The sequence below is a fragment of the Gemella massiliensis genome (genome assembly GCF_900120125.1).
Classification (GTDB): Bacteria; Bacillota; Bacilli; order Staphylococcales; family Gemellaceae; genus Gemella; species Gemella massiliensis.
Genome location: NZ_LT635544.1, coordinates 186210 through 200598, shown reverse-complemented (window position 1 = coordinate 200598; position 14389 = coordinate 186210). Strand labels below are relative to the sequence as shown.

8 protein-coding genes are annotated in these 14389 nt (G+C 31.2%); 1 reads left to right on the top strand and 7 read right to left on the bottom strand.

Annotation, left to right across the window (positions count from 1 at the left end; all coding sequences use genetic code 11):
- Positions 1-314: 314 nt before the first annotated feature.
- The 4 genes from guaA to BQ7358_RS00935 form a co-directional block, all read right to left on the bottom strand.
- Entirely contained in the window at positions 315-1859 is a 1545-nt protein-coding gene (gene guaA / locus BQ7358_RS00950) for a glutamine-hydrolyzing GMP synthase (protein WP_062172749.1), read from the bottom strand.
- Positions 1860-2212: 353 nt separating this feature from the next.
- The gene (locus BQ7358_RS00945) at positions 2213-3589 is read right to left on the bottom strand and encodes an ISL3 family transposase (RefSeq protein ID WP_072520108.1); all 1377 of its coding nucleotides are present in this window, start codon (positions 3587-3589) and stop codon (positions 2213-2215) included.
- A 267-nt stretch (positions 3590-3856) separates the two neighbouring features.
- Positions 3857-5881 carry a glycosyltransferase family 39 protein gene (locus BQ7358_RS00940; protein WP_062172745.1) on the bottom strand — a complete coding sequence of 675 codons (2025 nt, stop codon included), beginning with the start codon at positions 5879-5881 and terminating at the stop codon, positions 3857-3859.
- Positions 5882-5883: 2 nt separating this feature from the next.
- Positions 5884-6885, bottom strand: a complete 1002-nt coding sequence (locus BQ7358_RS00935; protein ID WP_062172744.1) for a glycosyltransferase family 2 protein — start codon at positions 6883-6885, stop codon at positions 5884-5886.
- A gap of 133 nt (positions 6886-7018) precedes the next feature.
- On the opposite strand from BQ7358_RS00935, the gene BQ7358_RS00930 reads away from it, so the two are divergent.
- Positions 7019-8032: a lactonase family protein gene (locus BQ7358_RS00930; RefSeq protein WP_072520107.1), complete on the top strand. Its 1014-nt coding sequence runs from the start codon at positions 7019-7021 to the stop codon at positions 8030-8032.
- A 244-nt stretch (positions 8033-8276) separates the two neighbouring features.
- Here the strand turns inward: BQ7358_RS00930 and pyk are convergent, their stop codons facing one another.
- From pyk to BQ7358_RS00915, 3 genes are all read right to left on the bottom strand, one after another.
- A complete protein-coding gene (pyk, locus tag BQ7358_RS00925; protein WP_062172740.1) occupies positions 8277-9722 on the bottom strand; it encodes a pyruvate kinase in 1446 nt (481 codons plus the stop codon).
- 94 nt (positions 9723-9816) lie between these two features.
- On the bottom strand, positions 9817-10779 hold the full coding sequence (gene pfkA / locus BQ7358_RS00920; protein ID WP_062172737.1) for a 6-phosphofructokinase: 963 nt from the start codon (positions 10777-10779) through the stop codon (positions 9817-9819).
- 146 nt (positions 10780-10925) lie between these two features.
- Positions 10926-14198, bottom strand: coding sequence for a DNA polymerase III subunit alpha (locus BQ7358_RS00915; RefSeq protein WP_072520106.1), 3273 nt, complete (start codon positions 14196-14198; stop codon positions 10926-10928).
- Positions 14199-14389: the final 191 nt, after the last annotated feature.

Genomic DNA, 14389 nt, shown 5'->3' with positions numbered 1-14389 from the left:
TCCGGTGCAGAGCAAGAATGTTAAAAAGAGAATAATAGGGCGATTTTTTTGCTATATACTGTAAGACCGAAAGCATAGAGCAAATAATTTATTCTTTCCGTATGCTTTCGCATAAGAGGAAAATAGCAAAAAATAAAAAAAGTAAAGTATCAGCAAGGAAGATTTTTAAGGTTACGAAAAAATACTCTTGCCCTTTACTTTTTTTAAGCTAATAAATTATATTATTTTATTTATTGGTTGCAAAATGGTTGCATTTATGGAAATCAAGTATTGTTATAAGTTGATTATACCAACGATTTGATAAGTTTTTACAATTATTCCCACTCAATCGTTGCCGGTGGCTTACTTGTAATATCATAGACTACACGATTAACGTGAGCTACTTCGTTTACTATGCGAGCTGAAATTTCTTCAAGAACTTCAAATGGTATATGTGCCCAACTTGCTGTCATACCGTCAATACTTGTTACCGCCCTAACAGCAACTGTATAATCGTAAGTTCTTACATCTCCCATAACCCCTACTGAACGAATTTCTGGAAGGCACGTAAAATATTGCCAGATTTCTCCTTCTAAGCCACGTTTAGCGATAACATCACGTAGAATAAAGTCACTATCTCTAACGATTTGAAGTTTTTCTTCCGTTACTTCTCCTAAAACACGAATACCTAATCCCGGACCCGGAAATGGCTGACGCCAAACGATTTCATGTGGTAAGCCTAGAGCTTCTCCTAATGCACGAACTTCATCTTTGAACAATGTATTTAAGGGTTCAATTAGTTTAAAACGCATGTCTTTTGGAAGTCCACCTACATTGTGATGCGATTTTATCGTTTGGGCATTTTTTGTTCCTGATTCTATGACATCCGTGTAAAGTGTTCCTTGTGCTAAAAATGGTACATCATGTAATTTAGCACACTCTTCATCAAAAACATAAACAAATTCATTTCCGATAATTTTACGTTTTTGTTCCGGATCACTAACCCCTTTAAGTTTTCCTAAGAAACGCTCTTTAGCATCAACCTTTATTAAATTCATATTGAAACCGCCGGCAACTTCTTTACTAAATGTAGACATAACACCCTCAGCTTCGCCTTTTCTAAGTAATCCATGATCAATAAACATACATATTAGTTGTTCTCCGATTGCTTTGTCTAATAATGCGGCAACAACAGATGAATCAACCCCACCTGATAAGGCACATAATACTTTTTTATTTCCAACTTCTGCACGAATTTCTTCAATTTTTTCTTCAATAAAATTTTGAATAGTCCAGTTTTCAGTACAATGACAAGCATTACGGATAAAGTTTTCCAATAACTTATAACCATATTCAGAATGACGCACTTCCGGATGAAATTGGAAACAATAAAATCCTTTTTCTACATTTTCTGCTGCGGCTATTGGACAATTATCACTTGTTGCTACGGTCTTAAATCCTGAAGCTAAAGAAACTACTTTATCAGAGTGGCTCATCAGCACTTGTTGAGTGGTCGGTGTATTTTCAAACAATTTAGCACCTGTCACTACATTGATATTATGTGCTCCGTATTCTCTGCTTGTAGCCGATTCCACCTTACCTCCTAATTTATGTTGCATAAGCTGCATACCATAACAAATACCTAACACCGGAATACCTAAGTTAAATATCTCATCATCAATAGTTAGGGAGTTCTCTTCATATACGGAATTTGGGCCACCTGATAAAATGATACCTTTAGGATTCATTTTTTTTATTTCATCAATTGATATTTCATTATCATGTAACTCAGAATAAACACCTAACTCACGCACACGACGTGTAATAAGTTGATTATACTGACTTCCAAAATCAAGAACTAATATAAATTCGTGTTTCACAGCGTTCCTCCTAGTTTTTTTATAAATAATACTTTACCATTATATCAATTAATATGAAATATGTAAAACTTTAATACGGAAAATGCTGAATTATTTTAGTGAAATTTAGTTTATACTAAAAAATTTCAACTAAATAACGAATAATCTCCTATATAGGTATATCAAATTTTACTTATCTTGGACAATACTCAAAAATTATTTTATTTAGGGGAAGCTTTGTAATATTTATTTATTTTTCCTGTCTAATTTGATTTTACAATCTTCCTTAGGTTTTAAAATCAAAAAATGCTAAGTAATTATATTTACCGGCTCTGTGTCAAATACGGGGCATGAGAAAAAATAAGGATAAAATGCTAAGCAATGCAGTGTTGCTTGGCATTTTTCAAAACGCCCTTAAAAGAAATATTATTTTTATACTCAGAAACAAATAACCTAGAAACAACTAAAATGCGTAATCTAAAGTTATAAAAGCTATTATAACCATAAGAAACTCTCTTTAAAACCTTTATCTTATTATTAATACCCTCCAAAGAACCATTAGAAATAGAATACCTAACACTATTAAGCATATACTCTTTATGTTTTCTCATAGTATTAATAGCCTTACTAACACCATCAGATAAATCGATAGTAGATTTTTCAATTAATTCTTTAAACTCCAACTCATTTCTATACCTTATTGCATATCTAATATCCTGAACTCTCTCATAGCTAGCCTTAAATATACAATCTAATCCTAATAAATAATCTAAAATATCACGTCTAGTAACTAAACTCCTAAAACTCCTATTAAAGAAAAACCTACCATGAGTAACATTACTTTCATCTTCTAATATTAACTTCCAATTATTTTTTAAAAGAGTATAATTAATACCTTTTTGTTTTTTGTAAATATTCATTAGCTTAACTCTAGTTCTATTAAGTTCTCTATTAACATTTTGAATAATATGAAACCTATCTATAACAATTTCAGCATTAGGAAACTTATTTCTAATCAACTTCATATAAGGAGTATAAATATCAATACAAATAGCCTTAACATTACTTCTAGCCTCTTTAGAAAATCTGGAAAAATAATTATTTAAAATATACTCAGTTCTACCATCAACTATATCAATAATCTCATGAGTTAAAGCATCTAAAAAAATAAAACTCATACCATTTTTACTATCTTTAGTAAACTTTAACTCATCAAAGCATAAATACTCAGGTAAGGTATTATAGTTAAGAATGTCTACATGGGATTTACATTTATAAAGAGTTCTTATAACAGTATTAACCGATACATTATTCATTTTGGCTATTTGTTTAAAAGATAAAGTATCAGCTAAATCACTCATTATAGAAAACTTAACATTTTTAGAAATACTACAGTATTTATCTACAAAAGAAGTAGTAGCTACAAATTTTTTATTACAAGTTTTACACTTGAAACGTTGCTTTCTTAGTTCCAAATAAGCAGGGATACCTGATATTTTTAATAGATTAATTCTAGTAAGTTCATTAAAGCCGTTTTTAACTACAGTATAACCTTTATTAAGACAACCACAGCATTCACACTTCTTGGGTTTATATGTTAAGGTACCTTTGAATACAAAGTACTTTTGATTATTTTTTATAGTTTCGTTATGTGTTTTCTCAATAGTTATATTTTTATCTTTTATTTGTAGTAGGTTTTTAATGAATTCTCCCTCTTTTATTTCTTTTGTTTTTGTGTTAAAATTATTCATGACAGATATCCTTTCATAGTTTATTTTTTTGCACTTTAATTATATTGGATATTTGTCTTTTTGTATATTAAAAAACAATACGAGGTATGGATTTTTCCCATGCCCCGTATTTATTATACAACCTATTTACCTAGCACTTTTATCATACTTCGTATTTGACATAGAGGCGAACTTTAAAAATCCCTACAATATTTTCCTATTTTTCTTTATTATAGGATTAGAATTTATTATATTTATCTTCCTAATTTTCGTAGAACAATGTTTATATTAATACCACCATAGTTTTTTATAGCGGTGACCTATTTGCAATGATAAATCTTTTTTATTCTGGTCTGCTCCGTTAATATAAAGTTTCCCAGCTTCGTACATATCAACCATCTCATTCGGTACGCTTGATATGACGATGCTGCCATTATTTTCAGTTTCTATTTGTGAAAATTTCACTGCATAATTTCCTGCCGGCAAATCGTCAAAATACCAACGCAATGTATAAGTTTGTAGGGGGATTTCCCAATACAACTCACGATAAATAAATGTATGTTCTCTTACTACTTTATTATTTTTTTTATCAATAATTTCAACTTTATAACGTGAGTTATTTTTTTCATCATATGATGAAATATAGCCTCGAATATAATTGAAACTGCGAGTTGCCTCAAATGTTTGTTCTACCTCAGTATCTTTATTTACCCTGACAATACCGTCTCTTAAATAGTTATCCGTTGCATAAATGCTGATTCCGTTAATCACACGTGAATCATAGTCTAAATTCATTGAATAAGATGGGCGTAAAAAACTGTCCGTTCCAATTTGCAAGGCAAAAACAACAGCAAATGAAATATATAATTTTTTCTTATAACGATCAAAAATAGTTGTTTCATAACGTTCAGCAAAGAGTATTAACCCTTTTGCCCCAAGTATAAAAATAATCGGCAGCCAAGCGTAAACATAGCGAGGTTTAGCTTCCCAAATCAGATGGAACATAAATACTCCGAATATAATAATTTGGAATAAGAAACACGATGTAATATATTCTTTACGTCGCTTGTAGATATAATAAACCATACCAAAGATTATAACGACATATATCATCTGCGAAATATAGACAAAAAAGCTGTTATTACTGCCATAAAATAGCTGCCATAAAAAACCGTCGCCATCACGTAAAGCACGTGTTCCGTTGGTGTAATTTATAGTCCCGTCACTCCAATTACCACGTATTTTTAAGACAAATACCAATAAATTTAAAAATAACGGTCTATGTGTCAGACGATTAAAGAATAATCCTAAATCATCCGCCGCTTTATTTTGACTAAGATATGTAAATTGAAAATCTTGCCAGTTATAACTTCCACCTTGAATACTCATCCCCATCATTACCCAATGTAACATTGGAAATCTGTATCCTGCGTCTTGAATAAAACCATAGTGATTCCACAGCATATCAAACCCTTTACCAAAAATAATAAACGATATAGCGAAAGTTACAAGTAATATCATTAAATTTTTATACCATTTGAAAAACAATAGATAAACAATAAGGGCAGGTAAAACAATAATAATATTTGAACGTAAATTCCAGCCAAAAGCGATTAATATAGCAACCGCTACAATATGTTTTGTTCTAAAAATAAAACTGCCGTCAGATGGGATAAGTACATAAATGATAAGCGATACCATAATAACCATTAAACTATCTGAATAGTAAAATAAACTATACATTTGAAATGGAATATATAATAACATCAGCGCCAGTATAATTGTTTGTTTTTGCTTTGATAACAATTTCCCTGCCGTTTTAAATGTTAAATACATTGTGACTGAAGTAATAGCAAAACAAAAAATATGCAATGCCCATACTTCTGATATATGTAATACCCCGGCTATACGATATATCCAATATAAAATAATCGTAGGATTAATATTATTCGGATAAACTAAAAAATAACGCTCACCTGAAAATTTTCCATAGTTTAGCATATAATGTGATTCGTTTTCTATTTCAGCACCATCGGAAAAATTCAGCGTATCCATCGATAGAATAATAGCTTGAAATATTAAATATACCACAACAATAATTCTATTGTATTTTTTTAACAATTCTTCATCTGTGTTTAGTATTTTTTTTGCCCCGTATATAAATAACATAAAGAACACCGGAACACCTAATAATAAAGCAAGCGGATTGAGAATACGCTCATAAACAAACGGTGCAACATATGCCCAAATAAGCACTATCGTAAAAAGTCCGATAAAAACATATGCAAACACATTATGTAAAATTCTTCTCATTACTATCCCCTTTCTTTTCTGTTTAAATGACCGGCAAATACTATCGGTGATATATTCAATAACATTTTATTTATAAAACTGTCGGTAGCGAAATAATGTTTCTTCGTTTTTATTAATTGAACCAATTCTACTTCTTCTTCCATATTATCATACATACGAAGTATATCAAGCCATAAATAACCGCATAGTAAATTAAGAGTTTCTTCGTATTTTTTCCCTTTTTTAAATACTTCTATTCTTTCGGTAGCATTCATTATTCTTCTTGTTGAAGCTGAAATCATCGCCTGATTACGAACAGTTTTTTGTTCCGTTAATTCTCTATAACTACATTTATCACTTTGACAAACTTTCATAGCGAGATCAAATGTTTTCAGTTTAAAATATAAATTCTCCAACGCCAACATATCTTCTTGGAATTGAAGATTATAAACATCAAGAAATTTTTTCTTAAACAAACAAGATGTTAAATTATAGTCTATATCATTTTTAAATATTTTAATTTCAGTTATTAAATAATCTACTCCGGTAATTATTTTATTTTCTAATACGGTACTATAATTTTTTCTAGTTGCAATGGCTATATCTAAGGAATTATTGTTTGCTGAGGAATATAATTTTTCAAAATAATTTTTTTCAAAATTTATATTTTCTTCGAGAAAAATCACATATTCTCCTTTGGCAAATTCCAATGCACAATTTTTTGCGGCGGCATTTGACCCTAGTTGCTTTTTAATGTAATTAATCTTACTGTTATCGTGATTTGTAATAAATTCTTCTATTTTCTGTTCGGTTGAGTCATCAATAATTATCACTTCAAATTCTTGCATTGTTTGATTAAAAACATTTGCTAATACATCACGTAATCTACTAATACTTCTAAATGCTGCAAGAACAACTGTTATTTTAGTTTTTCCTGACGTTTTTATTCGTTTAATTAAAATTTCATTTCCCAAAAGCATTGTATCTAAAAAAATGTCTTTTGTTCTGTCTAGTGTTCTACTCATTATCATTCCCCTATTCTAAAAGGTTTATATATCTTAGTTATTATAGCATAGTTTGAAAATTTTTTCATTTATTAGCAGAGTAATAAATAAAATGATATAATGTAAATAATTACAACAGTTTAGGAGATAATTTATGCCAAAAGCCTATATAGGAACATATACAAAAAAGGAAAGTCAAGGTATTTATAAAGTAGAATTGGATGTTCAGGGAAAAGTTAAAAATATTGAATCGGTAGCCAAGATAGAAAATCCGACATATTTAGACTTTTCTACAGATAAACAATATTTATACAGCGTATCAAAAAAAGATAAGAGCGGTGCCGTAACAAGTTTTAAAATTTTACCCGATGGAACATTAGAAGAACTTACATCAGTTGAAAAAGAGGGCAATCCTCCTTGCTATGTAGAAATAAGCCGGGATAATAAATATCTACTGTCAGCTAACTATCACACCGGAACGATTGACAGTTATTCCGTAGTAGATGGTAAATTATCCTCACTTTTATCTACGGATATACACTTCGGTAGCAGTATCCACCCTCGTCAAGAAAAGCCCCATGTCCACTTTTCAGGCTTTACACCTGATAATAAATATGTATTCAGCTGTGACTTAGGTACTGATGAAATCACAACATACACATTAGAACACAGTATATTATCAAAACGATATACCACTCCTGTAAAAAGTGGTAGCGGACCTCGTCATATTATCTTTGACAGTACACTAACCCATGCATTTGTCATTACCGAACTTACAAGTGAAGTTATAGTTTTTGATTATGACGATGGTAAGTTGTCAAATCCTAGATACTATGCAACCTTACCTTCTAATTTTGTTAAAGAAAATAAGGGCAGTGCCATAAAAATATCAAATAATAATCGTTTCATATATGTATCAAACCGTGGTCAAGACAGTATCGTCGTCTTTAAAAATAATAACGGCATCCTAACCCATATCCAAACTATTAGCACCTATGGGCAAAATCCACGTGATTTTAATTTGAGCAAAGACAATCATCTTGCCATTGCGACAAATGAAACAAGTGGAACCATTACAACATACATGGTTAACACAATTACAGGGAAATTAACAGCTGTCGATAAAGAAATTTCGGTACCTGAAGCAGTTTGTATAAAATTTTATTAAAATCATTCATATAAAATGGTTTTATATAAATATAGAAAGCATTTTCCTTTATTTTGCCATAACCTAAAAAAAGAAGTGAAGTTTTCACCTCTTTTTTTATTTGTAGTAACTTTTGATAAATTCTTTAGTAATGATTAGCAGTAAAACGGATTTTCCGATCAACTCTTTATAGTAACGAATTTCATTTCAAAATACGAAAAGACCGACTTATCAGTATAAGCCGATCCTTGTATAGTTTTTACTATTAATCTATTACAGACACTTTTAAAAAGTTAGTAGAGCCTACATTACTTCTTGAAGTATTCACAGGAATACCACCGGTAATCACAATTGCATCACCTTTTCTAGCATATCCCGATTCTTCTGCAATTTTCTTCGCTGTATCCAACATTTCATCTGTTGATTTTACCTGTTCCGAAATTTTTGCATCAACTCCCCATACAAGACTTAAACCACGTGCTACTTTTTCACTTGGTGTCACTGCCAAAATTGACGCATTTGGTCTATATTTGGAAATTAAACGTGCTGTTTGCCCAGATTCTGTATATGTTACGATTGTGTGCAGGTCTAAGTTCAATGCTGTGTAACCCACAGACACTCCTATAGCATTTGTAATATCTTTTGATACAATTTTTTTTGAACGATCTTTTAGGATACGTGAATAATCTTGCATTTCTTCTGTATGTTTTGCAATGGTTGCCATAGTACGAACCGATTCAATCGGATAAGCACCGGCTGCTGATTCTCCTGATAACATAATCGCATCAGTCCCGTCGTAGATTGCATTCGCTACATCTGATACTTCCGCACGTGTAGGGCGTGGATTTTTTTGCATTGAATCCAGCATTTGAGTTGCTGTTATTACAAATTTACCGGCACGATTACATTTAGTAATAATTGATTTTTGCATAATCGGTACTTCTTCCGCCGGCACTTCTACTCCAAGGTCACCACGTGCAATCATAATACCGTCTGATACTTCAATAATTTCATCAATATTATCAATAGCCTCTTGACATTCAATTTTAGGAATAATTTGAACATGCTCGCACCCTTCCTCTTTAAGAATGCGTCGTACTTCTAATACATTTTCTTTTGTACGGACAAACGATGCTGCCACAAAATCAATATCATTTTTACAACCGAAACGAATGTCTTCTTCATCTTTTTCAGTAATTCCCGGTAATTTTGTTGAAACTCCCGGAACATTTACACCTTTTTTGTTTTTAAGTACCCCACCGTTTTGAACTGTTGTATAAATTAACCCGGCAGCTGTATCTACATTATTTACTGTTAAACCGATTAAACCATCATCTAATAAAATAGTATCCCCGGCTTTTACATCGTGTACCAATTCTCCATAAGTAATTGAGAATTTATCCGCTGTTCCCAACACTTCTTCCATTGAAACGATAACATCTTTCCCTTTTTCTAAGATAATCGCATCATTTTCCATATTATGTGTTCTAATTTCCGGCCCTTTTGTATCTAATAAGATTGCAAGGCAGGTACCCGTTTCTTCTCTTACTTCTTTAATCGCTTTAATACGTGCCCCATGCTCAGCATAATCTCCGTGTGAAAAGTTTAAACGGCATACATTCATTCCCAGTTCTACCATCTCGGTTAATCTTTCTTTTGTTTCTGATTTAGGACCTATTGTACAAATAATTTTCGTTTTTTTCTGTATCATATAATTATTTACCTCTTAGCTTTTATCCAACACTTATTGTATCGTATTTTCAATATGTTTTCAAATTATTTCACTATTTTACAAAAATAATTTTCTAAATTGATAATTGTTTAGAAACATCGTAAATCGTTAAATCTACTTCATGTGTATTACTGAATACATCTTCAAAACGTGTACTTACTAATCTGTTATTTTGAATACCAACAGCACGACCTGATTTTTCTGCCAGCAATAGTTGAACCGCATAATTTCCAAAGCGTGATGCCAATACTCTATCCATTGCTGACGGTGTCCCTCCACGTTGAATATGCCCTAAGATAGTACATCTGATTTCTTCACCTGTTAATTCTTTAAGTTGTGCGGCTAGAACTTGTCCACCCATAACGCCCTCTGCTAAGACAATAATAGAATGTTTTTTCCCTCGTTTTTCGCCGGCTTTAATTCTGCTTACAATATCGGAAATATCTTCTCTTTTTTCAGGAATTAACAAACTTTCGCTACCTCCGGCAATACCGGCAAGAAGAGCTAAATCCCCTGCATTACGACCCATCACTTCAATAATGAACGCACGTTCATGGCTTGAAGCTGTATCACGAACTTTGTCAATTGCGTCAACAATAGTATTAAGCGCAGTATCAAACCCGATGGTAAAATCCGTACAGCAAATATCATTGTCAATAGTTCCGGGAATACCGATTGTTTTAATAGACATCTCATTACTAAGTGCCATCGCACCACGATAAGATCCATCTCCACCGATAACAACTAATCCGTCAATACCTAATTTTTCTAAATTTTTAATAGCTATTTGTCTAACTTTAGGATCTTCAAATTCCGGAAGACGTGCTGAATAAAGTATTGTACCCCCACGGTTAATAATACCTCCTACATCTCCGACTTCTAATTTTTTTATATTATTTTCTACTAATCCCTTATAGCCTTGGTATACTCCATAAACTTCCAATCCGTTATAAATCGCTGTTCTTACAACCGCTCGCACCGCCGCATTCATTCCCGGTGCATCGCCACCACTTGTTAAAACTGCTATTTTTTTCATGTAGTCTTACCTTCTTCCATATTTTGTATAGATTTTCATCAGATATTATACTGAATATTTTTAAATTTACTTTACAACAATATCATATTTTTTATCTTTTTTCTAGTAAAAAATTTGTTTTGTTTGTTTTTTGTTTGTTTTTTTTACTATTTATCCTTATATTCTATTTTAATAGGCTTATCAGGATATGTTTTCAAAAAATTATGAACAAATTCTTGTTCATTTTTTATTTTAACAGCTGTCGCTTTATTGGAATCATTAGCCAATAAACTTACCACTTTTATACCTTTTTCGGTTGTTTTATATCGAGAAAGTAATTCTCCACTTTCTTTGTCCGCTACCAGATAAATCTTTTTTATATTATTTATACAATATTGATTATAATTTTTTAAACTTGTTATTTTTTCGAGTATGTACTGCTCACGTCCATCACGTAGTTGTTTTTTCAAAGTTACCACAGCATATTTTCCAATCTCAATAAAAGCATCGGCATATTTATAAACACTTGGGAATACAGTTACATCATAGTCACCTTTTCCGTCATTAACTGTTAAAAATGCCATATAGTCACCGTTTTTTGTTTTTATTTCTTTTTTTGATACTACCTCAACATAGCTGTCCGCCAAATTTTTACCGATATAATGTAGTGGTAAATATGTATAGCGTTCTTTTTCAATCTGGACAGGGTGTTTTAAAAAATATGTTCCTGTCGCTTCTTTTTCCATGCGAATTTTTTCTTGAATAGGATAATCTTCTACCTCTTCTATTTTAAGTGTTAATCCGCTTTCTGCATAAAGTGCATTACGAACGGTATACATATGATTACGTGTATCTTCATAATATTCTTTTACTTTATTCATTAATGTTGCTCTGTTATACCCAAAAGTATCCAATGCTCCGGCTTTTACTAATGATACTGCCGCTTGATAATCGACTTTCTTATTCATTCTCTTTAAAAAATCATCAATATCCAAATATTTCCCAAAGTTAAGTCTGTCTTGAACAATTTCAAAAGCACTTCGATAACCGACGTTTTTTATGGCAACAAGAGCAAAAACTATCTCATTTTTATAAACACTAAAATCCCTAAGACTAACGTTAACGTCCGGTTTTATTAAGTTTATTCCGAAACTGCTTAATTCTTGCTTATATTCATTTATTTTTTTCTCACTACTGATAACATTATTTAAAAGAGCTGTCATAAAATATTTTGTATAATATACTTTTAAATATGCTAATCTGTAAGCTAACATACTATACACAACAGCATGACTTTTATTAAATCCGTAATTGGCAAACGTTACTATTAATTCAAATAGATGTCGCGCTATCTCAATATCATGACCTGCTTTTACAGTTTTTTCAATAAAGATATTACCATAATATTCTAAATCTTGTTTTTTCTTTTTCCCAACAGCACGACGCATATTATCCGCTTCGGTAAGTGTCATATGTGCAAAATTCACCGCAATAAGCATAATTTGTTCTTGATAAACAATAACCCCATATGTATCTTTTAATATCTTCTCTAATTTTTTATGCGGATATTCTATACATTCTTTACCATGTTTTCTCCTAATATAAGTTTCTACTTGTGCCATAGGTCCCGGTCTATACAGTGCATTCATAGCTACTATATCGTTAAATTCCGTAGGTTGCAGTAAACATAATTTTTCTCTCATCCCACTCGATTCAAATTGGAATATTCCTTCTGTTCTCCCGGCGGCAAAAATCTTATATACCTTTGGATCCTTATAATTAATACGTTTAATATCAAACTCCGGATTATCATGATGAATTTGTTCAACAATATTTGCAATCATAGTTAAATAACGAATACCGAGGAAATCAATTTTTAATAATCCTACATATTCTATATCATCCATCGTCCACTGTGTAATGTGCTGTGTCATATTGGATGGTGCAAGAGGAGTATATGCAACTAACGGTTTACTGTCGCTGATAACGATACCCGCCGCATGTACTGACGTGTTTTTCGGTAAATTCTCCAAACCGATTGCAATACTGAACCAACGTTTATTTCTATTAGTTGAATTCACAAAATTCCTTAAAGACTGCGATTCCCTATAACATTCCTTTAACGTACGTGTAGAACTGATATGGGTACTTATAAATTTTAATGTTTCATCATCAAATTGTAAAATACGTGCACTTTCACGTGCTGCACTTTTTGACTGAAATGTAGTAAACGTAGTAATTTGCGCTACCTTATCCGCACCATATTTTTTTTCAACATATTTTATCACTTCATCACGACGTGTATCCTGAAAATCTATATCAATATCCGGTAATGAAATACGCTCTTTGTTTAAAAAACGTTCAAACAATAAATTATATTCTAATGGATCCGCTTCGGTAATATCTAATAAGTAACAAACTAAACTTCCCGCTGCGCTACCTCGTCCTGCACCAACCAAAATATTATGTTCTTTAGCATATTTAACAAAATCATAGACAATTAAAAAATAGTCATTAAACCCCATTTCGTCTATAATTTCCAATTCATATTCATAACGTTTTTTATACACATAAACATCTTTACCTTGCAATTTCTCCTTTGCACCTTTTAAGACAAGATAAGATAAATACTCCTTTTTAGTCATAGAATTGTATATTTCTTCATGTTCTCCGTAAATATACTTAGGTAAATGGTAACCTGAAAAATCAAGACTATATTGACAGCTGTTTACTATACTTTGCTGCATTTTTAAAGAACGCGTTAAAATTTCATTTTTTAAATCTGAACTATTTTGTAATAATTTTTTAAAGTCTTCTTGTGTACGAACATAATGTATCCCACTTGTCACTGTTAATTCAGCAATATTAAGTTTTTTATTATCACGAATAGCACGACTTACAATTACTTGCTGATAATCCTTATTATCTATGTAATAACTCGGTTGAGTATAAACTATATTGTCATAGTCTACATATATATTCTCATTGAACTGTTCGTTATAGCCGAAATAAAAATCACAATTCTCAAATAGCTGGTTCAAATAACTGAACTCCACACTATCATACAATTCATCAACAACTATTAATATACAATGTTCACTACTTTCTTCCATTTTCCGAGCAAATGTTTCTACATCTATCTCTTCATTATGTTGAAACTGTGTAGCAATATTCAGTAACGTATAAAACATCTGTTCCGTTTTGCATAAAATATTAAATTTTAATAATTTCATGCCGTACATCAATTTAACTTCTAACGCATGTATAAGTCTAATATTGTACTTATCTGCCAATTTATACGCTTTTATTGCACCGTACATATTCGGATCTGCAATAACGACTGTATATTGGTTATCGTCTACCAGCTTTTGAAATAATTCTTCTAATTTTACTGTACTATTTAATAAATCATATGCACTATGAACTTGTAAATTATACATATTGTTTCCTCCTTTCAGCCATAATAAAAACTTATCAATTCAAAATAAAAAACTAAATGACCTTTTTCTTTATTAATTTTAAATTTTTTCTACGTTCAGCACTTTAAATTGTACTATGTAATACTATTGCTGTCAATGATTCGATCGTTTCTAAAAAACGTCTTTTATTCTGTTTATTTTATAAAAAAAGA